Raw genomic sequence first — 23813 nt, forward strand, 5'->3', positions numbered from 1 at the left:
CGCACCGCCCTCAACGTCTCGACACCCGGACCCGTACCGCCCTCAAACGTCTCGACACCCGGACCCGCACCGCCGTGATCGAGCCACCCGAACGTAGCCCGGCCGCCCGGACGTCACGGGCCGTCCAATTCGTCGATGTCGCCGAAGTCCCCGCCGTCGCCGGACTCGAAGCCGCCGCCGACGTCCTGGAAACCGTCAACGATCACGCCGCTCACCAGGAACGCGACGACCGCGAAAGCCAGGAACACCAAACCGAAGACGATCGTGACAACGAGCCGCCCACTGCCCGTGCGCGCCGATGTCACCTCGCTCGGCTTCTCCCGGTCGTAGCAGATCTCGATCTCACTCCCGACGATGTGCGACCGGAACCCGTCGAGATCGGCAACCGCAGCCGTCACCTCCTGCCCCATCGCAGTACGGAACGTCACGACCGGCCGATACGAAGTCTGCCCGCCCGACCACGACTCCATCTGGTTGTCGACCACGCGCGCGCTGACCCGCTCGCCGGTGGAGGCGAGCGCACGCTGCCTGTTCCACCGCATCAGCCCCACGACGATCAACGCGGTCCCCACCAGCGCGGGAACACCCACGACGAACGCCGAAACGACATACGGCAACCAGGACAACCCGTCGATCATGGCGCGACTGTAATGCACCGCCCACACCCCGTAGGCGCCTTCACCACCATGGCCGACGCCACCATGACCGACGCCACCAGCGGCGGGCCGAGTCACCACCGGCCGAGGGGTCCGAGCGCCACCGGCGGCCGAGCCACCCCGGCCGAGCGATCCGAGCGCCACCGCTCGACGTCGGCGCCAACCCCGCCGCGTCACCACGAGGCGACCGGGCTTCCAGGACGACGGTGCTGGCGTCCTCGCCGAGCGACAGCGCCGGCGCCGTCGTCAGGCGACGCCGGCGGCCGACGGTGATTGCCACCGGACCCGGTCGGACAGGCCTGCCTTCTCGAACGCGTCGGCGAGCTGCGCCCGGCCCTCCGTGAAGTGCGCCCAGCCGTCGTAGTGCACCGGGACGATCTGCCGCGCCCCGAGGATGACGGCTGCCTCGGCGGCCATGGCGCTGTCGAGGGTGAGCAGCGCGTCATCCAGGAAGTCCGCCCGCACGGCTCCCGCGAACAGGATCGCGGTGTCGACGGATCCGAACCGCTCGGCGATCTGCCGGACACGGTCGAGCGAGGCGTTGTCACCACTCACATAGACCGTGGGCAACCCGTCACCGGTGAGCACAAAGCCGGTCACCTCACCGACCAAGGGCTCCGACCCCTCGGGACCGTGCAGCGCGGGCACAGCCGTCACTCTCATGGTGCCACCGGCGGGCCGTCTCAGCTCGACCGACGCCCACGGGGTCAGACCGCGGGTGGCACCGCCCAGGCGATCCGCCGCACTTCTCGTCGTCAGGGTGAGCGGCACGCGAGAGAGAAAGGCCCGCCCCCCGTTATCGAGGTTGTCGGGATGCTGATCGTGCGACAACAGCACCACATCGATCGGGCCGAGCTCCTCCGCAGTGATCGCCGAGGGCGCCGTCTTGGTCAGAGAAACGCCCCTGAGCAGCGGATAGTCGCCGGGACGGTCGAAAGTCGGATCGGTCAGAAAGCGCAAGCCGCCGTACTCGAAGGCGGCGGTCGGACCGCCAAACACCCGGACGTCCATCACGATGCTCTCCTCACGGATAGAACTTCCTGTATCCGTGACGCTAGCGTCTTGTCACGGATGAGAGCAACCTCTAACGTGAGAGTCGTGGAAGAAGTGGTCTATCCCCCGACAGCGCCGGGCGCCGAGTCCTATCCCGCGCTGGACCTGGCGGACAGCGTGCTCACCGCGCCGGGTGGGCACGTGCTGGATCTGCTGGAGACACCGGAGGACGCCGCCCGCTGGCTGAGAGAAAGGAGCCTCGTTCCCGCCGACGCCCGCTTGCAGGACGTCTGCGCATCCCGTTTGCGGACCCTGCGAGGGCACGTGCGCACGCTCATCACCGCTCGCATCGAGCGGACCCTGCCGCCGCATGAAGCCGTGCACGCGATCAACGACGCCTTGAGCCGGGTTCCGACGGCTTCCGCGCTGCGCTGGGAGAGCAGTGCCGGCCCTTACCGGGTGACCCCGCACCCGACTGACCAGATCATCGACCATGTCTTGGGCGTGTTGGCCGCCGACACCGCCGACTTGATCACCGGCGATGACGCCGACCGCTTGGCCGCCTGTGTCTCCCCGCCGTGCACGCGCTACCTGCTCCGCAACGGCCGCCGTCAGTGGTGCTCGACCCGCTGCGGCGACCGGGCCCGCGCCGCCAGGGCTTACGCCCGGCGCAGCGCTCAATCATCTGACCCCTGACCCGGAGAAGCGGCGCGGTTCGTGGGCCCGCCGGTCCGCACGAACCCGATGAGCCGCGCGTCTCGATCCGGTGGTCACGGCGTGGGGGCCAGGACCAGAGCGCCGTCGCCGACGGTGAAGGTGCCGCTGGATGTTCGGGCGAAAGGAAGTGGTGCGGTCAAGGCGGTGGTGGTGAAGGTCAGATGGGCTGGGCCGGGCAGTTTGTGGGCGTGGAGCAGCCAACGGCCCTGACCGTCGGGCGCGGTGTAATTGATGAGCGCGTCGGTGGCGTAGCGGAGCAGCGTCAGCTGGGCGTGAGCGGGGAGGTCAGTGCTGTCGGGTCGGCGAGAACTGGGCCTGCCGTCGGCGAGACGGCGTTCGAGGTGGGGGCTTGCGGCGATCCACTTTTCGGCGAGGCGTTGGAACGCAGCGTCGCGGGACGAGCCTCGGGTGGTCGAGATGGATCGGAGATCGGCGCCCGCGTCGGTGAAGGCCCGGCTGAGTTCGGTCAGAGGGACCTTGCCCACGACGTGTGCGTAGCGGACCGCTCGGATTTCCATCATCGCGGTGTGGACGGCGAAGGCGGCGTTGGTTGCACCCGCCCCGAGGCTCGGGCCGCGGGGAGCATCACGACGGTCGGGACGGCGGGAAGGAGGAGTGCAGGCGTCTGCGGTACGGCCTGCTCGGGAGAGGTGCCAGTCGTCGTCCTCGATCCAGACCTCGGCGGACTCGGCGTGCAGCAGCGTGCCGGCGCCGAGCCTGATCTCCACGCCCGGCGGCGACGGGGCACCGGGAGGGGACGCTGGAGGCCGGACGAGCGGGTTGCCGGGTCGTGCGGCTCCGGGGCGGACATCGAGCACTGCACCAGTGGTGTCCTGGCTGGTGAAGTCGACTTTGCGGAGGTCGGTCATCGAGATCGTCAGCACGGGCGCGCGGAAGGCGTTCGGCGCGGCGTAGCGGCGGGGTGCCGTCAGCATGAGGACGGCGGTCAGGGTGTCTGCGGCGCGTTCCACGCGCACCGAGGACAGCACCGCCTGAGACAGGTCGTAATCCTCGGCCAGAGCGTCGGCCTCGGCCGCGGTCAGTGGCTGGAGGGTGGGCCGGACCAGGCCGCGGTAGTCGCGGTGGATCGAGCGGCCGGCGGTGGACGGGCCGAGAATGCGGTCCAGCCGAAAGCCGGCCAACCGACTGGCGCCGCCAACTCCGGCGACCTCAGCCCGCTCGGCCGCGGCGGCCGCTCGCGCCACTCCGGCCGCCCCGCATTCGGCGAGCATCCAGGAGCGGCGCTCTTCGCTGAATTCTGCCATCCATCGCAGGCAAGCGCGGGCCCGCCGCTCACGCAGCCAGCCGGGGCCGCCGGTCAGGATGCTGAACAGCGGGAACGTGTTGTTGTCCCACACGTCCGCCAGGCGGGCAACCTCGAGGCGGTCGAAACGGCGGCCGTCCTCGGCCAGTTCGCCGACTCGGGCGAACGAGCGGTCCAGCAGCATGGCGAAGGCCGGCAAGGCGACTTGTCGGTACATCGCCGCCACCCTAGTGACCGCTAACCACTGATGCGTGAATGTCCACAATTGACTATCGTCGGTGCGGTCCGATCGTCGGACGCAAAGGAGATGATCACCGATGCGACGCGGGACAGCTGTGCTGGCGACCATTCTTGCCGTGGGGCTGGGCACGCCGGGGGCGGCACATGCCATCGCCAACGGGGAGCCGGTGCCGGACGGGAAATATCGGTTCTCGGTCAAGTTGACGATGACGGGGATTCCCACCGCGGCCGGCGGGAAGCGCAACAGTGCCTGCTCGGGCGCCCTGGTGGACGCCGAGTGGGTGATCACGGCCGGGCACTGTTTCCGGGACGCCAACGGTGTGCGGGTGGAATACCCGGTCGCCGACCTGACCACGGCCACCGTGGGGCGCACCGACCTGACCGGCACCGGCGGGCACGAGGTCAAGATTGTGGCGGTGCGGCAGTCGCCGACCGCGGACGTGTCGCTGGCCAAGTTGGAGACCCCGATCCGGGACGTGCGGCCCATCCGGGTGGGGCGGCACGCGCCTGAGGTGGGCTCCGTGCTGCGGTTGACCGGGTACGGGTCGTTGACCAGTGTGAATCCGACCCCGGCGACCCGGCTGCAGACCGGCAAGATGTCGGTCGTGTCGGTCAGCGAGTCGGTCGTCGGGCTGAGCGGGCGGTCGCCGGAGCCGGACACCACCCCGTGTCCGTACGACTCGGGGGGCCCGTTCTTCACCCAGACGAAACGTTCCGGGCCGACGCTGGTGGCAGTCGTCAGCAACGGGCCGAGTTGTCCGCACACGGCGGTGGAGAACGCGGCGCGGACCGACAACATCAGCGGGTGGATCCGCGACGTGATCCGCTGACGCGACGGTTCGATCGGGTGGCCGGTCCGCCAGGCACAACGGCCGGCGCGGGCCGGCCACTCCATGCCCGGCTCACAACAGCGGCGCGGGCATCAGAAACGGGACCACGGGACCACGGCAGCGCGGCGCGGGACCGGCGATCACGCGGGCGGGCGGTCCAGCATCGCGAGCAGCTTCTCCACGGTGTTCCAGTTCCGCACGGTCACCGAGGGGCCGCCCTTGAGCTTGCCGAGGGCCTTCATCAACGGGCTGTTCTGCTGTCCGCCGGGCAGCCACAAGTACATCTCCGAGCCGTCGACCGCATATCGCTCGTCACCCCAGTCCGCCGGTGGCAGCGGATCCGGCAGCGGACCGTCGGCGAATGCCACCACGTGCCGGGATCCGTCGGTCGCCACCGGCCCGAGCGGGTTCAGCGCGACGACCCGCGCGATCTCGTCACGGCTCCGGACGATCACCTCGATCGGCATGCCGAAATGCTCCGACAACTCCGCCCCGAGCATCAACCCGAGCAAGGCCGAAGCAGACGACGCGGGCGCAGGGGCGGGTGCGGGCGCGGAGTCAGGAGCGGGCGCGGAGTCAGAGCCGGGGGCGGAATCAGAGCCGGGCGCGGAGTCAGAGCCGGGCGCGGAGTCAGAGCCGGGCGCGGGCGCGGGCGGCGACACCCCGTCCCAGGACAGCACCACGTTCCCGCTTTGCAGCAACGTGCCGACCTGCCCGTACCCCCGCTCGGTCAGGAACTCCCTCAGCTCGGCCATGCCGACCCGCCGCGACCGCCCCAGGTTGATCCCCCGCAACAGGGCCGCGTAGCGGACCATCTGTCCCTCCGAAACGCCAAAGATGCCGAAGACACCCAAGATTTCGGCCCGAAAGGCGGGCCGCGGGCCAAAACCGGACTTTCGTGTCGCACGATATCCGGGACAAGGGATCATGGAGGGGTGAGTGGCCGTACCTTCGGGATCCTGTCGCCTTTCGTCGGAGGCGACTATTACGGCGCGATCATCGAGGGGATCAACGCCGCGGCCGCGGCCGGCGGCGACCGGGTGATGGCGGTGCAGACGCTCGACCCGGGCGCGCACAGTGCGGATCGCAGTGGTCTGCCGGATTTTCAGCGGCCGCTCGCGTGGGAGCACTTGTCGGGGCTGGCGATTCTGCCCGGTGCGGTCGCCGCCGGCTACGCCACCGCCGCGCGCCGGGCCGGGCTGCCGGTGATCTTCGTGGCTCAGGACGCGGCGGACACCGGCGCGTCGGTGGTGCTGGCCGACAACCGGTCGGGGGTACGGGCAGCCGTCCGTCACCTGATCGAACACGGGCATGAGCGGATCGCGTTCGCCGGGTATCTGGCCCATTTCGATTTGCGGGAGCGGCACGAGGGCTACCGGGAGGGTCTGCTGGCCAACGGCCTGTCCCCCCGCCCTGACCTGCTGTTCGACACCGGTGACAACCATGAGAGCGGGGGCGAGGCGGTCGCCGACGCGCTGATCCGGGCCGGGATGCCGGCGACCGCGATCGTGCTGGGCACCGACCGGAACGCGATCGGGCTGATCGACCGGATGATCGCCGCCGGTTACCGGGTGCCCGAGGATCTGGCGGTCGTCGGGTTCGACGACATCGCGGACGCGGCCTATCTGCGGCCGGCGCTGTCCAGCGTGCGGCAGCCGCTCGACGAGGTGGGTGCGGCGGTGTTCGATCTGTTCGCCGAGCTTCTCGAGGATCCGGCGGCGCGCACCCGGCGCGTTCCGACGGTCTTTCAGCGGCGCAACTCGTGCGGGTGCCCGAGCACCGGGCTGCCGGTCTCGGAGCCGTACACGCGGGCGCTGTTCGGCCAGGTGCAATATCTGCAGAGCACCTTGAACATCCAGTACGAGCTGGGCATCGAGCTGCTCGGCACCCAGCAGCGTGACGCCCGCACGCTGGAGTGGCTGGGGCTGACCCCGGCGCTGGCCGGTTGTCTGGGGTTGTGGGACGACGCCGAGGAGGACCAGCTGCGGCTGGCCGGCGGGTTCCGGATCGCGGTGGGCGCGCCGGAGGCCGTGCTGCCGGTGGCGCAGTTCCCGCCGCGGGAGCTGTTCGAACTGGCCGACGGCGCGGCCGGGGACATCGTCTTCGCGGTGCCGATCCGCAGCCGGGCCAAGGACTGGGGGGTGCTGGCCGCGGTCGGCCGGATCCAGTCGACCACGCCGCCCGGCCGCGAGATGATGAACCATTCGGGGGCGCTGCTGGCGCAGTCGCTCGACTATCAGGTGATGATGGCGGCCCTGCGCGAGCAGGAGGAACGGTTGCGCACCGCGGCGCTGCGCGACCACCTGACCGGCCTGCCGAACCGGGTGCTGCTCGAGGACCGTCTCGCGCGGGCGGAGGCCCGGGCGGCACGCGAGCCCGGCTACCGGTACGCGGTGCTGCTGCTCGACCTGGACGGCTTCAAGGCGGTCAACGACTCGCTCGGGCACGCTGCCGGCGACCTGCTGCTGATCGAGGTGGCACGGCGGCTGACCGCCCTGCTGCGGCGCACCGACACGGTGGCCCGGCTCGGCGGGGACGAGTTCGTGGTGCTCATCGACGGGCTGGCGGAGCCGGACGCGTACCGGACGGTGTCCGCGAGCATCGAGACCGCGGTGGCCGAGCCGATGGTGATCGACGGCCGGGCGGTCCAGGTGGGGGTGAGCATCGGCGTCGCGATCTCCGGGGACGGCACGGTCGACTCCGACCATCTGCTGCGGGAGGCCGACGCCGCGATGTACCGGGCGAAGTCGGCCGCCAGAAGGCGCTGAGATCCGGCACAGGGTACGGTCGGCGCGTGCGACGGCTGATCATCACGCTGCTGGTGGTGTGCCAGAGCACGCAGAGTCTCATCTTCGGCGGGCTGGCGCTGTTCCTTCCGCTGATCCGCGCCGACCTGGGGCTGAGCTTCACCCAGGCGGGCATGCTCGCGGCGGCCGGCAACCTGGTGTACGCGCTGATGCAGGTCCCGTCCGGTTACCTGGCCGACCGGTTCACGCCTCGGCGTCTGTTCCTGATCGGGTTGCTCGGCACCAACGTGCTGGCCGCGGCGTTCACGGTGCTCAGGTCGTACGAGATGCTGCTGGTGAATCAGGCTTTGTCGGGGTTCTTCCGGGCCTTGGTCTTCGCGCCGGGTCTACTGCTGATCAGCCGGCAGTTCCCGTCCGACCGCAGGGCGACCGCGATGGGGCTCTACGTCGCCGGCGGCTTCTCGTCGAACGTCCTGCTCAGCTCGCTCGGCCCGCTGCTGGTCGGCCCGCTCGGCTGGCAGGTGCTGTTCGTGCTGTTCGCCGCGGGTGGCCTGCTCGCGCTCGCCCTCTACTGGCGGGCCGGGCGGGGCGACGAGCCGGCCGCGCCGAACGCCGCCCGGATCGGAGAGCTGCCCGCCCTGCTCCGGCATCCGATCGTCTGGCTGACCGGCGTCATCCAGTTCGCCCGGCTGGCCGTGGCGCAGGGCTTCACGTTCTGGCTGCCCACCTATCTGGTCGTCGACCGCGGCCAGTCGCTGGCCGCGGCCGGGCTGGTCGCCGCCCTCGGCGCCGCGGTCACCGCGCCGGCCAACTTCTTCGGCGGCTACCTCTCCGACCGGATCGGCCGGCCGCTGCTGGTGATCGGTGGTTCGCTGGCCGCGCTCTCCCTCGGGCTGGTGCTGCTCACCTATGTGCCGGGGATGCTCGGCGTGCTGATCGTGGTGGCGATGATCTCGGTCTTCGTGCAGGTGTACTTCGGTCCGTTGTTCGCCGTGCCGCTGGAGGTGCTGGGCGCGGAACGGGCCGGCCTGATCAGCGGCTTCGGCAACTTCTGCGCCAACCTCGGCAGCTTCGCGTTCGTCTACGCCCTCGGCGCGGTCAAGGACGTCACCGGCTCGTTCCGGATCGGTTTCCTCAGCCTGGCCGGGCTGTGCGTGGTCGCGCTGGTCGCCACCTGGCTGGCCCGTCCCCTCGTCCGGCGTGCGAAAGAGAGGGCGGTGACCTAGGTTCCGGGGCGGCGGCGCAGCCGCACCAGGTAGATCTGCGCGATCACCACCAGCGCCAGGAACGTCCCGCTGATCACCTGCTGCCAGTTGCTGTTCACGTTGCCCACCTGGTTGATCAGGTTCTGGATCACGCCCAGCAGCAGGACCCCGGCCACCGTCCCGGCGACGGTTCCGGCCCCGCCGGTGAGCAGCGTGCCGCCGATCACCACGGCGGCGATGGCGTCCAGCTCCATCCCGGCGCCGAGGACGGTGACCCCCGACCCCAGCTTGGCCGCGTTGATCGCCCCGGCCAGGCCGGCGAGCAGCCCGGACAGCACGTACACCGAGACACGCACCCGGCGAACCGGCAGGCCCATCAGCGCGGCGGCGTCCGCACTGCCGCCGACGGCGTAGGCCGAGGCGCCGAACCGGGTACGCGCCAGCACCAGCATCCCGGCCAGCACGACGACCGCGACCAGCCACACCTGGTGGCCAACCCCGAACAGCGAGCCGGTGCCGATCGCGCGGAACGTCTCGTCCTCGACGAGATAGGTGGTCGAGCCCTCGCTGCTGATCGCCCGCATCAGCCCGCGGGCGCCGAGCAGCGCGGCGAGCGTGACGATGAACGGCGCCATCCCGGTGTACGCGATCAGCGTCCCGTTGACCACGCCGATCAGCCCGCACACGGCCAGCGGCGCCCCGAACGCCGCGAGCACGCCGTACTGCGAGGCCCAGGCCGCGAGCACGCCACCGAGGACGTACAGCGAGCCGACCGACAGGTCGATCCCGCCCGTGATGATCACAAACGTCATCCCGAGCGCGATCAGCATCGGCGGCGCGGCCGCCACCAGGATGGTGGCCGCGTTGTCCCCGCTGCGGAAGTTCGGGAACGCGAGGATCGAGACGAGCACGACCAGGGCGAGTACGGCGGCCGCGCCCTGCCGCTGGACGGCGCCGACGATCGCGTCGGTGCGCTCGGCCCGCCGGTCCGGAATCGCGGCGACCATCGTGGTCATCGGGTCCCCCTCTCCCGCGCCACGTAGACCGCGACGAGGATGATGACGGCCTGCACCATCTCCGCGGTCGACGGCGGCAGATTGTGTTTGATCATGGTGGCGATCACGAGTTGCATCAGCAGCGCGCCGGCCACCGTCCCGAGCACGCGCACCTTGCCGCCGGTCAGCGGCGTGCCGCCGACCACCACCGCGGTGATCGCGGACAGCTCGATCAGCAGGCCGACCGACGAGGCGTCACTGGACTGGATCCGGGCCACCGAGAGCAGCCCGGCGATCGAGGCGAGTACCGCGCACAGCACGTAGACCGTGATCAGCACCCGGTCCACCGGGACGCCGGCCAGCTCGGTGGCCGGCCGGTTGCCGCCGACCGCGAGCAGGCGGCGGCCGAAGACGGTGCGCCGCACCACGAACGCGACCACCAGCACCAGCAGGGCCGCGATCCAGACCAGCACCGGGACGCCGAACAGGTCGCCCGAGCCCAGGAAGATCAGGTCCTCGTTGCGGACGTCCTTCAGCTGGCCCTCGGAGATCACCACGGCGAGACCGCGGCCGCCCACGAACAGCGCGAGCGTGGCGACGATCGGCTGCAACCCGACCTTCGCGACCAGGGCGCCGTTGATCAGGCCGACCGCGACGCCGGCCAGGATCGAGACGCCGATCGCCGCGAGCACGCCGTACCCGAGGTAGAGCGGGATCAGCGCCGCGGCCAGGGCCATCACCGAGCCGACCGACAGGTCGATGCCCTCGGTGCCGATCACCAGGGCCATCCCGAGCGCGACGATCACGATAGGCGCCACCTGGATCAGCTGGATCCGCAGGTTGCTGCCGGTCAGGAAGTTCGGGGTGAACGCGATGTTGTACGCCACCAGCAGGGCGATGGCGAGGTAGACGCCGTAGCGGGCGAGGCCGCCGAGCGCGATCGGCCGGCGCGCGAGTGTCAGCGTGGTCATGCGGCGGGCTCCGGTGCGGCCGAGGCAATCGTGTTCAGCAGTTCCTCGGTGCTGACGGCGGCGCCGGTCAGCACCCCGGCCACGGCGCCGTCGCGCAGCACCACGACCCGGTCCGAGCCCTCGACCAGTTCCTCCGCGTCGGACGAGACCAGCACGACGCCGAGCCCTTCGGTGGCCAGCTCGTCGATGAGGGCCTGCACCTCGGCCTTGGCGCCGACGTCGATGCCGCGGGTCGGCTCGTCGAGCAGCAGCACCTTCGGCTCGGTGGCGAGCAGCCGGGCGAGCAGCACCTTCTGCTGGTTGCCGCCGGACAGGTCGCCGACCCGCTGGTCCGGGCCGGACGCCTTGATCCGCAGCCGGGACATGAACGTCGCGACGACCTTGTCGATCTTGGCGTCGGAGACCAGCCCGAACCGCGACATCCGCGGCAGGACGGCCAGCGCGATGTTGTCGCGCACCGAGAGACCGGGCACGATCCCCTCGGCCTTGCGGTCCTCCGGCTGCACCGCGATGCCGGCCCGGACCGCCTTGACCGTGGACGGCCTGCCCAGCGGCCTCCCGTCGACCTCGATCTCGCCACCGTCCATCGGGTACGCCCCGGCGATCGCCTTGATCGTCTCGCTGCGGCCGGCGCCGAGCAGCCCGCCGAGCCCGACCACCTCGCCCGGCTGCACCTCGAAGCTGATGTCGTGCAGCCGGTTGCGGCTGGTCAGCCCGGACACTGTGAGCACCGACCCGGTCCGGGCAGCGGTCTCGTGCTCACCGGCGAAGGCGGTGAAGCCGTCGTCCATCTCGCGACCCAGCATCAGCGAGACCAGGCGGATCCGCTCCAGTTCGGCCAGCCGGCCGGTGTGCACCAGCCGGCCGTCGCGCAGGATCGTCACGGCGTCACAGATCCGGTAGAGCTCGTCCATCCGGTGCGAGACGTAGACGATGCCGATCCCCCGGGCGTGCAGGTCACGGATGACACCGAACAGCGTCTCCACCTCACGCGGTTCGAGCGAGGACGTCGGCTCGTCCATGATGACGACCTTGGCGTCGACCATCACCGCACGGGCGAGCGCGACCATCTGCTGCGCGCCCAGCGGCAGGGCGCCGAGCGGGCGGCGCACGTCGGCGGTCACCCCGTAACCGGCCAGCAGGTCGCGGGCCTCCCGGTCCATCCGGGACCGGTCGACCAGGCCGAGCCGGTTACGGGGCTCGCGGCCGAGGAACAGGTTCTGCGCCACGCTCATCAGCGGGACGAGGTTGACCTCCTGATAGATGGTCGAGATCCCGGCCCGCTGGGCGTCCATCGGGGCGCCGAACGTCACCGGCCGCCCCTGGTGGCGGACCTCCCCCTCGTCGGGCTGATACACCCCCGTCAGCACCTTGATCAGCGTCGACTTGCCGGCGCCGTTCTCCCCCACCAGCGCGTGCACCTCGCCGGGCCGCAGCGTGAAGGACACCTCGTCGAGGGCCCGCACGCCGGGGAACACCTTCGAGACGCCGGAGACCTCGAGCAGCGTCATCCGTCACCTCCCGTGCGAAAAGCGCCGGCGCCCGGGACGGCCCGGGCACCGGCGGAACAGATCAGTACGCGCTGCCGATGTCCGTCTTGGCGTTGCTCTCGTCGTACGCCCGGTCGGAGATCACGATGTCCTGGCCGACCGGCTCGCCGCCGAAGAACGACGCCGCGGTCTGGAAGGCGAGCGGCCCGAACCGCGGGTTGGACTCGATCACCGCGGAGATCCAGCCGTCGACGATGCCCTGCACCGCACCCTTGGTGCCGTCGATCGACACGATCTTCGCGTCGCCGGCCTTCTTGCCGGCGCCCTTGAGCGCGGTGATCGCGCCGAGCGCCATCTCGTCGTTCTCGCCGTAGATCCCGTTGATGGTCGGGTTCGACTGGAGCAGCTGCTCGGTGACCTTCTGCCCCTCCTCGCGGGAGAAGTTGCCGGTCTGCTCGAACGTGACCTTGATGTCCGGCGCGACCTTCGCGATCTGCTCCTTGAACCCGCTGGTCCGCAGCGTGGTCACGTTGTTACCGGGCGCACCGAGCAGGATGGCCACCTCACCCTTGTTGCCCAGGGCCTTCGCCATCTCGTCGGCGGCCCGCTTGCCCTGCTCGGCGAAGTCCGAGCCGATGAACGTCAGGTAGTCCTTGCACGCGGTTGCGTTGATCTTCCGGTCGATCGTGATGATCGGAACCTTCTTCGCCGACGCCTTCGCGAACACCGAGTCCCAGCCGTCCGAGTTCAGCGGCGCGATGATCAGCAGCTGCACGCCCGCGTCGATCATCTGCTCGACGTCGCTGATCTGCTTGTTGAACTGCGAGTTAGCGTTCGTCGCGGTCAGGTTCGTGATGCCGAGCTTGGCGGCCTCGTCCTCGATCGACTGGGTCTCGGCGATCCGGAACGGGTTCGTCTCCTTCTCCGACTGGGAGAAGCCGACCTTCGCCGTCTTCAGATCGACCTTCGTGGCGCCGTACTGCTCCAGCGTGCACGTCGCCGCGCCGGGCGCCGCCGACTGCACAACCTGACTGGCCTCGGGCGCCGGGCCCGCGCCGGCCGAGGGGCTCTCCTCGCTCTTCGCGCAGCCGGCGCCGGCCACGGTGAGCACCAACCCGAGAGCGAGGGCGGCCCTGCGGTGCTGAGTGGATTTCGTCAACATGGCTCCTCAAGAACGAACAGCAAACCACGCGGTTGGGAACGTCTTCACGCATGTTCAAACACATCTAGGCATCGGAAAACTTTGTTTGTCAAGGTCGGCGCCGGATTCCGCAACTGCGGCGCACATCGATGTCCAGTGCGTAAAAGCCGTGTTCCCGGCCGTCACTCCCCCACGTGATTGTGAACGCGCACACTTGCTTAGTCCCTGATGGACAGCTCCAGTGATCAATGTTCGATTTCGTTCACACGGCTCCGGTGGAGGGCGGTGAGTGCACGACGGCGTGATCGAAATGCAATCAAGATCTTCGACCCGTGGGGTACGACCTACCACTCCCGGACAGCCACAACTCCCGCGCCACGACGCGAGCCGCTGCCCCGCACGGCTCTGCCGCGACCGCCGGGCTGACCTGCCACCCGGCCTCCGAACACCCCACCCCGCGCCGTCCCGTCACCCCGTCGGCCGTCGCGTCGCGCACTCGCCGGCGCGCCCGTCCCGCCTCGCGGGCAGCACCGAAGGGGCGACTGCCGCATGCGGAGTCGTCAACGCATCACCCTCGACGCCGCCACCGGCGGCCGGCTCACCGCCGCGCAGCGTGTGAAATTGCGGCTCGTATACGGGCGCAACTTCACACACAGGATGCACCAACAGCAGCGTGTGAAATTGCGGCTCGTATATGGGCACAACTTCACACGCTGTTCGGGGCGCGTGGAGACCGGGACGGCGCCGGTGGCTGGAGTGGGCAGCTCGGCCCGGCGGTCGCGGCAAAGGCTGCAACGGCAGCTAGGTCGCGGGGTGGCGCGGGACGCGTGGCGGAAGGCTAGGGGCGTGGCGCGTACCAGAAAGGGTGGATGAAAGGCCGCGCCGGATCACTCGGGGTGACCGAGTGGCGCGGCTTCAGGGTGGTTGGCCGGCGCCGGGTCAGGGTGACCCGGCGCCGCGGCGTCAGCGGGTCGCCGGGGCGGGGGACGCGGCGGTGACCAGTTCGCCGATGCCGGCGGCGGGCAGCGGCTTCGCGAAGTGGTAGCCCTGCGCGTGTTGGTAGCCGAGTTCGGCCAGGCGGGCGGCCTGGCCGGAGTTCTCCACGCCCTCCGCCACCAGGTCGAGGCCCACCGCGTCGGCCAGGGCGATCACCGCGGCCGGCATGGTGTCGCGGCGGCTGGTGTCGGTGCCCTGGGTGAACGAGCGGTCGAGTTTGAGCTGGTCGACGGGGAGTTCGTGGAGCAGGGTGAGCGTGGACTGGCCGGTGCCGAAGTCGTCGAGGGCGATGCGGATGCCCATCCGGCGCAGGTCGTCGAGGCGGCTGACGGCATCACCGAGAGCGACGGCGGTGCTTTCGGTGATCTCCAGGGTGAGGCGGTGCGCGGGCAGGCCGGTCTCGGCGAGGATGGCGGCGACCCGGTCGACGAAGCCGGCGTCGCGCAGCTGGCGGGCGCTGACGTTGACGTTGAGGACGCCGGGCGCGCGGTCGCCGAGCTCGTCGCGCCAGGCGGCGAGCTGGTGGCAGGCCTCGCGGAGCACCCAGTCGCCGAGCGGGACGATCAGGCCGGTGCGTTCGGCGACCGGGATGAACTGGACCGGCGGCACGACGCCCTGCACCGGGTGCGCCCAGCGGACCAGCGCCTCGACGCCTTTCAGGCGGCCGCCCTCGAGGGCGACGATCGGCTGGTACATCAGGAACAGTTGACCGTCGGTGATCGCGTGCTGGAGCTGGGCGCCGAGCGCGGCGGTGTCGGCGATGGAGACGGCCATGCCCTCGGTGTAGCGCTCGACGTTGCTGCCGCCGCCGTGCTTGGCGGCGTACATCGCGATGTCGGCCCGCCGCAGCAGGTCGGCCGCGTCCTCGCCGGCGTGGCCGTCCGCGAGCCCGATGCTGGCGCGGACCAGCAGCTCGTGGCCTTCGGCGAGGACCGGCTCGGCGAGCGCGCCGATCATCCGGTGGGCGGCGGCCTCGGCGGCGTCGGGGTCGATGCCGTCGAGCACGACCACGAACTCGTCGCCGCCGAGCCGGGCCACGGTGTCCTCCCGGCGGACCGCGGCGTCGAGGCGTTCGGCGACCGCGACCAGCAGCGCGTCGCCGACACCGTGACCGAGCGTGTCGTTGACGGTCTTGAAGTCGTCGAGGTCGATCAGGGCGACGCTGACCGGGCGGCCGGGGTCGTCGCCGGCCAGCGCCGCGTCGAGCCGCTCGGTGAACTTGGCGCGGTTGGGCAGGCCGGTGAGGGTGTCGTGGGTGGCGCCGTGGTCGAGGCGGGCGACCAGGCCGGCGTTCTCCCGGAACACGGTCTGCTGGCGGGCGACGACGAGCGCGGTGAGCACCACGGCGACGGCGGCGATCGGCAGCGCGTCGCTGTGGCCGGTGGCGATCAGGTTGATCAGCAGCGCGTCGACCGCGGCGATGGCCAGGTAGGGCAGCCAGACCGGCAGGCGGCGGGCGGCCGGGCGCGGCTGGAGGCCGGCGAGACCGGCACGCGCCTGGGTGCGGGCGGCGGTCACGGCGCAGAGCATGGAGACCGGCAGGGCCAGCTGGGCGGACGTCAGCCACGGCGCGTCCATGATCAGCCCTTGGCCGGACGAGAGGACGGTGCCGACCAGCAGCGCGAACGCGAGGATCGGCAACACACCGCGCGGCAGGTGACCGCGGCCGGCCAGGGCGACCTTGCCGAAGGCGTAGAGGGCGACCAGGTTGAGCGCCAGGATCACCGCGCCGACCGCGACCGCCGCGGCGCCGTAGTCGGCGCGCTCCACCAGCGGGCGGGTCACGTAGTGCCAGGAGAAGGCGCCGACGGCGAGCAGCACGACGAGCGCGTCCAGGCCGACCCGGAGCAGGTCACCGCGGCCGGACAGGCGCAACGGCAGCCGGGCCATCGCCCACACGTTGGAGCCGATGGCGCCCGCGTAACCGATGCCGGCCACCAGCGAGACGTGGGTGGCGGGCAGGCCCAGCACCAGGGCGTCGTAGAGGTTGGCAGCCGTGCCGACGAAGGCCAGGACCGTGCCGGCGGCAAGGTGGCGGTAGAAACGGCGGGTCATCGGCGGCAGCTCCGGGCGCCGGGCCACCGCGGTCAGCGAGAACCAGCCGACCACGGCGGACAGCAGCGCGGGGAGCCAGAGCAGCAGGGCCGGGGTGCGCAGCGCCGGCACGTTCAGGGCGAACACCAGCGCGGCGGCCAGCGTCAGCAGTCCGGCGATCCCGACCGGGCCGCGCACCGAGCGCACCCGTGCCGTGACTTTGCTGCTCATCCGTCTCCCCGGTCGCCGGTCTGCTGGCGGATCTCCTTTCGGCCGGGCCGGCGGTCACATGAAGCTTTCTTACACAGATGTACGGGACCAGAGCTGGTTGTAGCCGCTGTTGCAGGTGTGGTGACCGATGTCCGCGCCGTCGGCCGTGCCCGAGCTGATCACGTCGAGGCACTTGCCGGAGTGCCGGGCGACGAGGCGGAAGTACCCGTTCAGCGACTGCCACTGCCACTGCTGGTTGGCGGCGCTGCCACAGGTGTACTGGATGATGTTGGCGCCGTCGGCGGTGCTCCCGGACGCGACGTCGAGGCACTTGCCGCTGTTCTGGTTGACGATGGCGAAGTAGCCGCCGCCGGCGTCGCGGAACTCCCACCTCTGGTTGCCACCACCGTTCCAGCCCCACTGCTTGACCTCGGCGTTGTTCGCGATCGACGAGTCCATCACGTCCATCACCTTGCCGCTGTTGCGGTTCGTGACCCGGTAGGAGGTGACCGGATTGCCGGTGACCGTGCCGGCCGCCGCGTCGACGGTGATCGTCGGGTACCAGGTCAGGCTCATGCTGGTCGCGGACGGGAAGGTGATCGGCAGCCAGACGTACTGCGAGTCGTTGACCGGGCCGCTCCACGCGCCGGCCCAGCGGTCGCCCATGTAGAGGTAGCTGTCGCCGACCTGCAGGACATATGTGGGCTGTGAGCGGAAGGTGGTGCCGTCGCCGACGTCGGTCCAGCCGCTCCACGGGCCGGCGATGCTGCTCGCGGTCGCGTACTTCGCCTGGTTGGGGCTCCAGCCGGTGGCCCCCGAGGTGAGCAGGAAATAGGTGCCGCCGCGCTTGAACATGGCCGGCGCTTCCCGGTGCGCGTCGTTCCAGAAGTTGCCGACCAGACCCGAGACGTTGAGATAATCGCTGGTCAGCCGATAGATGTGCAGGTCGTAGTTCTCATCGGCGGCGGAGATCATGTACGCCGTGCCGCCGTCGTTGTAGAGCGTGATGTCCCGGGACATGTGCGTGCCCAGCGGCCGGAACGAGCCGTGGTAGGTGTAGGTGCCGTCGATCGTGGCGCTCGACGCGACGGCCGCCCGGGCCTCGCTGTAGTCCCGGCCGTTCTCCTTGTGCATCCACATCACGAAGCGGCGGGTGGCCGGGTTGTAGATCACCTTGGGGCGTTCGATGTTGGCGCCCTGCAACTCGGACGAGGCGGCCGGGGTGAGGACATTGTTGCGGAACTCCCAGGTGCGCAGATCGGTGGAGCGGTAGACGGAGACGGCCCGGAAGGTGTTGTCGGCGTTGCGGTTCTCGCCGAACCAGTAGTAGTAGGCGCCCTCCTTGAGGACGCCGCCCCCGTGAGCGTGAACAGCGTTGCCGCTGGAGTCGCTGAACTGCGTGCCGTTGGTGATCGTGACCGGGGCGGCGTGGGCCGCCGCCGGGATCACGAGCGTGGCTGCGACCAGCAGGGCGCCGGCCATCACCCGTATCAATTTCATGCGCGCGGCCTCTCTCGCAAAGATACCGGTCTATATGTTGCAGGAATGTTAACGTAACCATGAACGGGTAACACGTCAACGGCCCCGCCGGGCGGGTGGCGCACTGCCGACACCTCGTTGACTGCCGGCTCGTTCGCGCGCACGGTGAGGACTTCGGTGACCACGTGAACGGTCTCGCGAGAAATGAGGACGGAATACCTCGTGCCGGAAGCTGAGCGCCTCAAGATGGTCGAAGCGTTCCTGCGCGAGGTCGTACGCTGACCCGCACAGAGGATCGACGGGAGGCTGCGGTGACCGGGACGACGGTGGCGGAGGTGGTGGCCGAGCTGGCCGCGCTGGAGGACCCGAAGGTGCGGGCGGTCAACGAGCGCCACGGTGACGACCACGGCGTCAACCTCACCAAGCTGCGCGCCGTCGCCAAGGGGGTCAAGACGAACCATGAGCTGGCGCGGGAGCTCTGGCGGACCGGTGACACCGCCGCCCGGCTGGTGGCCCTGCTGATCTGCCGGCCCAAGCTGTTCGGGCGCGACGAGCTGGACACCATGCTGCGGGAGGCCCGCTCCCCCAAGGTGCACGACTGGCTCGTCAACTACGTGGTGAAGAAGAGCCCGCACGCCGAGGACCTCCGCGTCGCCTGGACGGACGACGCGGACCCGGTCGTGGCCAGCGCCGGGTGGGCGCTCACCGTCGAGCGGGTGGCGAAGAAGCCCGAGGGCCTCGATCTGCCGAAGCTGCTCGACGTCGTCGAGGCCGAGATGAAGGACGCCCCCGACCGGCTGCAGTGGGCGATGAACCACTGCCTCGCCCAGATCGGCATCGAGCACGCCGAGCACCGCGACCGGGCGCTGGCCATCGGGGAGCGCCTCGAGGTGCTGAAGGACTATCCCACTCCCCCGGGCTGCACCTCGCCCTACGCCCCGATCTGGATCACCGAGATGGTCAGCCGCAAGTGAGCAGGTCCGGGCAGCGACCATGAAGGGCAGCCTGACGGAGAGTTCCACCATGCCCTGACCGATCCGCAGGAACGGCGCCCATTCCCGTCCGTCAGTACTGCGGTGAGGGAAGGGGTGAGCGTGACGCAGACAGTTCCGGTCCGGGTCGGTGCCGTCGAGGTGCTGGTCGAGGTCACTCCGACGGCGGGCTCGCAGCAGACGTCCGCTGCCGGCCGGGCCGCGGACCATGTGGCGGGCGCCTTCGAGCGTGCCCAGACAGCCGTCGAGGAGATCGCGGTCTCGACGGCCCGGACGGTCGGCCGCATCTCCCGCCGGGTGGGAAGTCCCGAGCTGGTCGAGGTGGAGTTCGGCGTGAAGGTGTCGGCCAAGGGCGACGTGATCGTGGCGGGCTCGTCGGCGGAGGCGTCACTGAAAGTGAAGATCCTCTACGGCACGCAACCTGGATCAACCTCTCCGGATCCCGCTTCGCCGGGGGAAGAACGGACATGACCGACGGAGTACGGGTGACCGGATTCGAGTTCCTCGGCTGGGTCGCGGGAGCCGACGAGATTCCGGTCGGCACCTGCTTCCAGATCGAGCCCGGGGTGCTGGTCACGGCCTGTCACGTGGTCGCGGACATCGGCGACGTGGTGCGTGTCGGTCCGCTCGGCGGCGGCGGGGCCTGCGACGCGACCGTGCTCCGCACCGACGAGGTACACGACTTGGCGCTGCTGCGCGCCGAGCGCCCCCTTCCCGGGTCCGGCGGGCATGTGACCGTCTCCGACAGCGTGTCCCTGAACGAGGCCGTGACGACCGCCGGCTGCCCGACGGTCGAGGACGACCAGCACGCCTACGCGTTGATCGCTTCGGGCGGGCACTGGCGCGGTCCCGCCCTGCGCGACGGGGTCCTCTGGTCCCGCCTGCAAGCGGACGCCGTCATGCCCGGCATGAGCGGCGCGCCAGTCCTGCGGGTTTCCGACAGCGCCGTGGTCGGCGTGGTCTCCGGCCGCTACAACTCCCAGGACGGCTGGCTCGCCGGCGCGGTGTGGGTGTCCCGCGTCGAGGACCTTCTCCCCCTGCTCGACGGCGTCGCCTCCATCGAGCTCGACCAACCGGTGCCACCGGGCGGACTGCTGGATGTGGTGCTGACGGTGACGGGGACTGAGGTGCGTCTCTCCGGCTGCGGGGAGGACGTGACCGGCACGCACAAAGGCGTCCAGTCCGGCCTGGCCAACGCGCTGTACGACGTGCGGCGGGAACGCGCTCGCCCCCGCGCAGCCGTTCGCGATCTGACGGGGGCCGGCGAGACCGTGGGCGTGGTCTCGCTGCGGCACGCGGGCGAGCTGATGGCGGAATCATTCCTGCCACTACCCGTCGCTCAGGCACTGGCCCGGGTGCTGCGCCGGGCCGAGCGGGCACATGCTCCGGTCCGGGTGGGAGTGGAGGCACCGGACGCGTGGTTCCTGCCGTGGGAAGCCATGTCCGAACCGGTGAGCGGCCGCCCTCTGGTGCTGCACGACCTGGTGTCGGTGTACCGGCGCGTGCCGGCAGCCGGATCCCGGTCCGCTCCGGCCGCGGGCCCGCTGCGCATCGTGGTCGCGATCGCGTCCCCGGAGTTCGGCGGCGGCCCCCTGCTGGATTACGAGCGTGAACTGAGCAGCGTGCTGGACGCGGTGCACCGGGCCCACCGCAGCCGGGCGACGGTACGCATCGTGCCGTTCGCGACGACGGCCGCGCTCCGCGCCGTCCTCGACGAGGACACCACTCACGTGCTGCACCTGTCCGCCCACGGCGCCCCGGGCATCCTGCACCTGGAGGACGAGCGGGGCAACGCGCGCGAGGTGGACCCGGAGACCCTCATCCGGGAGGCGATCCCGGAGGGCCGGATGCCCCGGGTCATCTCCCTGGCCGCCTGCTACACCGACGTCGACGGCGAGGACGGAGCCGGATCGTTCGCGGCCCGGCTGGCCCAGCGCGGCGCCGGCGCGGTCATCGCCACCCAGACATCGGTCACCGACGTGTACGCCACGCGGCTCTTCGCAGCGGTCTATGCCGAGCTCGCCGGCTCCGCGTCACCGGACGTGGTCGCGGCGGTTGCCCGGGCCCGGCGCCGCGTGCAGCAGGATCTGGTGGCCGGGCCCGATCCGCTGACCCGGACGGTCGCGGGCATGGACGAGTGGAGCGTGGTCAGCGTCCTGACCGCCGCCCCCTCGGTGACCGTCGTGGACACCGTCGCCACACCCGAGCCCCGCTTCGAGTCCGTGCCCGACCTGGGCGACCTGCTGGCCCGCCCGGTCGGTCAGTTCGTCGGCCGCCGCCACGCCCAGCGCACCCTGCCGGGCCTGCTCGACGACGACGGCGTCTCGGGCGTCCTGCTGCACGGCATCGGGGGAATCGGCAAGACCACGCTGGCTGCCGAGGTCGTGCGCCGCCTTCTCGACACGACCCCGGAGTGGCGACTCGTCACCGTGATCGGCCCGATGACCGTCGACGGCGTGCTCACGGCGGTGGCGGCCGAGGCACGCCGCTACCTCCTGCTCAGAGAGCAGTTGGAGGGATACCGCGCGGCCGCTGTCCAGGCGGCCGGACGCCTGGATCTGCCGTGGCAGGACCGCTTCGAGCTGCTGCGCGACCAGGTTCTGGCCGACATGAGGATTCTGGTGGTGCTCGACAACTTCGAGGACAACCTCGCCCACGACCCGGGCGGGAACTCCCGCTGGTCGATCAGCGACCCGGCCCTGGCCGGATTGATCGCCGCTTGGCTCGCCAGCCCTGGCCGTAGCCGCCTGCTGGTCACCTGCCGGTACAGATTCGGCCTCCCCGGCGCGGCCGCTGACCGGCTGCACGACTACCAGGTGCCGCCCCTGAGTCTGGCCGAGACCCGCAAGATGCTGTGGTCACTGCCCCACCTCGACCGGCACGCGGCCGACACCGACTCGCAGAGACGGATCTGGCGGACGCTCGGCGGCCATCCTCGCGCCCTGGAATACCTCGACGCGCTGCTTCCGGCCGACCAACCCGGCGAAGGCCGGTTCGCCGACATCACGCGGCGCCTCCGCACCGCCGTCGAGCAGCGGCTCGGCCCGGACCAGACGACCGAGTGGCTGGGACAGAAGCGCACCCTGGACGCCGCGCTCGCTGAGACCGTCACCCTGGCCGCTGACGACGTCCTGCTCACCGAACACCTGCAACGCCTCGCCCCGGTCGACGGCGCGATGAAACTGCTGGCCGGAATCAGTGTCTTCCGCGAGCCGGTCGACCGTGCCGGGCTGCTCCATCACATCGGCATCGCTGCGCCGGGCGCGGCAAGGCCCTCCGGCGTCGAAGAAGAAAGCGAGCGCATTCAGGAACTCCTGGTCGGCTATGGACTTGCCATCGATCAGCTTTCGGCGGCGCTGGCACCGGACAGCCCGCTCACCCCAACGGACCGGGACCGTCTCGTGCGCCTGCTGACGTCGGCCGCCAGGCTGCCGGAACCTCCGTTCGTCGCACCTGAGGGGATGACGGAGCTGGTTCAGGAGCTGTGCGCGACCAGCCTGGTCACCGCCCTTGCCGACGGCCGGGTGGTGATGCACCGATGGACCGCTTCCGAGCTGCACCGCCGCTGGAACAGCGAGCACCACGCCGAGTCGATACTCGCGCCGGTGGTCACCGCTCATCTGGCGGCCGCGTCATATTGGAGTTGGCGAGCGGCCGCCTGGCCGCAGGATGAGGTCGCCGGCGTCCATGACTTCGAGGAAGCCCGTCATCATCTGCTCGCCGCGGGCGATTCGGACGCCGCCGCCAGCGTCACCGGGCACATCTGTCTGAAGCTCCATACCTGGGGAGCCTGGGACCGGGAAGTCAGCCTGATCCACGACACCCTGCGTTTTCTACCGGCCCGCTCGCCCCGCCGTTTCGCCTGGTACCACCAACTCGGCATGCTTGCTCACGAGCGCGGTGACTACGACGAGGCAGAGCGCCGATACCAAGAGGCCCTGAACGGATCCGAAGAGCTGGGTGACCGGGAGGGAATGTCCGCCTGCAATCACCAACTCGGCATGTTGGCGCATTCACGCGGTGACTACGCCGAGGCTGAACAGCGCTATCAGACAGCCCTGACCATAGATTCGAGTCGTGGTGACCGAGACGGAACAGCATCCACCTACCAACAGCTCGGCAGGCTCGCGCAGGACCGCGGTGACTACGACGAGGCCGAACGCCGATATCGCCAATCTCTGACCATCAAGGAGGAGTTAGGCAACCGAGCCGGAATGGCCATCACTTACGGTCAGCTCGGCTCGCTCGCCTATCACCGCGGTGATCAAGCGGAGGCCGAACACCGATACCGACAAGCGTTGACGCTCTTCGAGAAGCTCGGTGATCGGGTCGGCACTGGCAACCTCTACCACCAGCTCGGCGTTCTCGCGCACGACCGCGGCGACTACGAGGAAGCCGAACGCCTCTATCAGCTGTCCCTGACCATCGATGTGGAATTGGGCAACCGGGCCGGCACCGCCATCAGCTACCAGCAGCTCGGCGTTCTCGCACACGACCGCGGCGACTACGACGAAGCCGAACGCCTCTACCTTCGGTCCCTGAGAATCAGTGGCGAGTTGGGCAACCGGGTGGAGATAGCCGCTTCCTTGAGCCGGTACAGCGATCTGCGCGCTCGAACGGGTAACTTCGCCGAGGCGGTGGCATTTTCTGTACGAGCCCTGCTGATCTGGGCCGAGCTCGATCTTCCCCAGGCTGCTGCCGGCATCGCTCAGATTCGCCACCTGCGTACCGAGCTCGACGAGGAGTCCTTCCTCCAGGCCGTCGCAACCGTTCTCGACGCTGAATCCGCCCAAGCGTGGGTCAATGCACTGAATCAGGCAGATGCGCGGGAGCGCGATAATGCCGAATAGGTT

The 23813-nt window shown here is 70.3% G+C and carries 17 protein-coding genes; 7 read left to right on the forward strand and 10 right to left on the reverse strand.

Annotated elements, in window-relative coordinates:
• Window positions 1-113: 113 nt before the first annotated feature.
• A complete protein-coding gene (locus AC0NH5_RS07860) occupies window positions 114-638 on the reverse strand; it encodes a DUF3592 domain-containing protein (protein WP_474401430.1) in 525 nt (174 codons plus the stop codon).
• Between the two features lie 264 nt (window positions 639-902).
• Entirely contained in the window at window positions 903-1667 is a 765-nt protein-coding gene (locus tag AC0NH5_RS07865) for an MBL fold metallo-hydrolase (RefSeq protein ID WP_474402367.1), read from the reverse strand.
• A gap of 60 nt (window positions 1668-1727) precedes the next feature.
• Here AC0NH5_RS07865 and AC0NH5_RS07870 point away from each other — a divergent pair, with 60 nt between their 5' ends.
• Window positions 1728-2345 (forward strand): CGNR zinc finger domain-containing protein, encoded by a 618-nt coding sequence (locus tag AC0NH5_RS07870; protein ID WP_474401431.1) that lies wholly within the window; start codon window positions 1728-1730, stop codon window positions 2343-2345.
• 74 nt (window positions 2346-2419) lie between these two features.
• Here AC0NH5_RS07870 and AC0NH5_RS07875 read toward each other — a convergent pair whose 3' ends face one another.
• Complete coding sequence (locus tag AC0NH5_RS07875; protein WP_474401433.1) at window positions 2420-3856, reverse strand: hypothetical protein; 1437 nt, start codon at window positions 3854-3856, stop codon at window positions 2420-2422.
• Window positions 3857-3947: 91 nt separating this feature from the next.
• On the opposite strand from AC0NH5_RS07875, the gene AC0NH5_RS07880 reads away from it, so the two are divergent.
• Complete coding sequence (locus AC0NH5_RS07880; protein ID WP_474401434.1) at window positions 3948-4700, forward strand: S1 family peptidase; 753 nt, start codon at window positions 3948-3950, stop codon at window positions 4698-4700.
• Between the two features lie 140 nt (window positions 4701-4840).
• Here AC0NH5_RS07880 and AC0NH5_RS07885 read toward each other — a convergent pair whose 3' ends face one another.
• Window positions 4841-5515, reverse strand: a complete 675-nt coding sequence (locus AC0NH5_RS07885; protein ID WP_474401436.1) for a DUF1697 domain-containing protein — start codon at window positions 5513-5515, stop codon at window positions 4841-4843.
• A 120-nt stretch (window positions 5516-5635) separates the two neighbouring features.
• On the opposite strand from AC0NH5_RS07885, the gene AC0NH5_RS07890 reads away from it, so the two are divergent.
• Entirely contained in the window at window positions 5636-7468 is a 1833-nt protein-coding gene (locus AC0NH5_RS07890; RefSeq protein WP_474401437.1) for a diguanylate cyclase domain-containing protein, read from the forward strand.
• 26 nt (window positions 7469-7494) lie between these two features.
• Window positions 7495-8673: an MFS transporter gene (locus AC0NH5_RS07895; RefSeq protein WP_474401438.1), complete on the forward strand. Its 1179-nt coding sequence runs from the start codon at window positions 7495-7497 to the stop codon at window positions 8671-8673.
• Here AC0NH5_RS07895 and AC0NH5_RS07900 read toward each other — a convergent pair.
• From AC0NH5_RS07900 to AC0NH5_RS07925, 6 genes are all read right to left on the reverse strand, one after another.
• Entirely contained in the window at window positions 8670-9668 is a 999-nt protein-coding gene (locus AC0NH5_RS07900; RefSeq protein WP_474401440.1) for an ABC transporter permease, read from the reverse strand. The genes AC0NH5_RS07895 and AC0NH5_RS07900 overlap by 4 nt on opposite strands.
• The gene (locus AC0NH5_RS07905) at window positions 9665-10618 is read right to left on the reverse strand and encodes an ABC transporter permease (RefSeq protein WP_474401441.1); all 954 of its coding nucleotides are present in this window, start codon (window positions 10616-10618) and stop codon (window positions 9665-9667) included. The genes AC0NH5_RS07900 and AC0NH5_RS07905 overlap by 4 nt, the downstream gene beginning before the upstream one ends.
• Complete coding sequence (locus tag AC0NH5_RS07910) at window positions 10615-12129, reverse strand: sugar ABC transporter ATP-binding protein (protein WP_474401442.1); 1515 nt, start codon at window positions 12127-12129, stop codon at window positions 10615-10617. The genes AC0NH5_RS07905 and AC0NH5_RS07910 overlap by 4 nt, the downstream gene beginning before the upstream one ends.
• Before the next feature lie 61 nt (window positions 12130-12190).
• On the reverse strand, window positions 12191-13267 hold the full coding sequence (locus AC0NH5_RS07915) for an ABC transporter substrate-binding protein (RefSeq protein ID WP_474401443.1): 1077 nt from the start codon (window positions 13265-13267) through the stop codon (window positions 12191-12193).
• A 945-nt stretch (window positions 13268-14212) separates the two neighbouring features.
• Entirely contained in the window at window positions 14213-16510 is a 2298-nt protein-coding gene (locus AC0NH5_RS07920) for a putative bifunctional diguanylate cyclase/phosphodiesterase (protein WP_474401444.1), read from the reverse strand.
• Between the two features lie 69 nt (window positions 16511-16579).
• Window positions 16580-17989, reverse strand: a complete 1410-nt coding sequence (locus tag AC0NH5_RS07925) for an RICIN domain-containing protein (RefSeq protein WP_474401445.1) — start codon at window positions 17987-17989, stop codon at window positions 16580-16582.
• 290 nt (window positions 17990-18279) lie between these two features.
• On the opposite strand from AC0NH5_RS07925, the gene AC0NH5_RS07930 reads away from it, so the two are divergent.
• The 3 genes from AC0NH5_RS07930 to AC0NH5_RS07940 all read left to right on the forward strand — a co-directional run bounded on the left by AC0NH5_RS07930 (window position 18280) and on the right by AC0NH5_RS07940 (window position 23810).
• Window positions 18280-18942 carry a DNA alkylation repair protein gene (locus AC0NH5_RS07930; RefSeq protein WP_474401446.1) on the forward strand — a complete coding sequence of 221 codons (663 nt, stop codon included), beginning with the start codon at window positions 18280-18282 and terminating at the stop codon, window positions 18940-18942.
• A gap of 120 nt (window positions 18943-19062) precedes the next feature.
• Window positions 19063-19431, forward strand: coding sequence for a CU044_2847 family protein (locus AC0NH5_RS07935; protein ID WP_474401448.1), 369 nt, complete (start codon window positions 19063-19065; stop codon window positions 19429-19431).
• The gene (locus tag AC0NH5_RS07940) at window positions 19428-23810 is read left to right on the forward strand and encodes a tetratricopeptide repeat protein (RefSeq protein ID WP_474401449.1); all 4383 of its coding nucleotides are present in this window, start codon (window positions 19428-19430) and stop codon (window positions 23808-23810) included. Before AC0NH5_RS07935 ends, AC0NH5_RS07940 begins: the two co-directional genes overlap by 4 nt.
• Window positions 23811-23813: the final 3 nt, after the last annotated feature.

The organism is Actinoplanes sp. 13 (assembly GCF_056134165.1).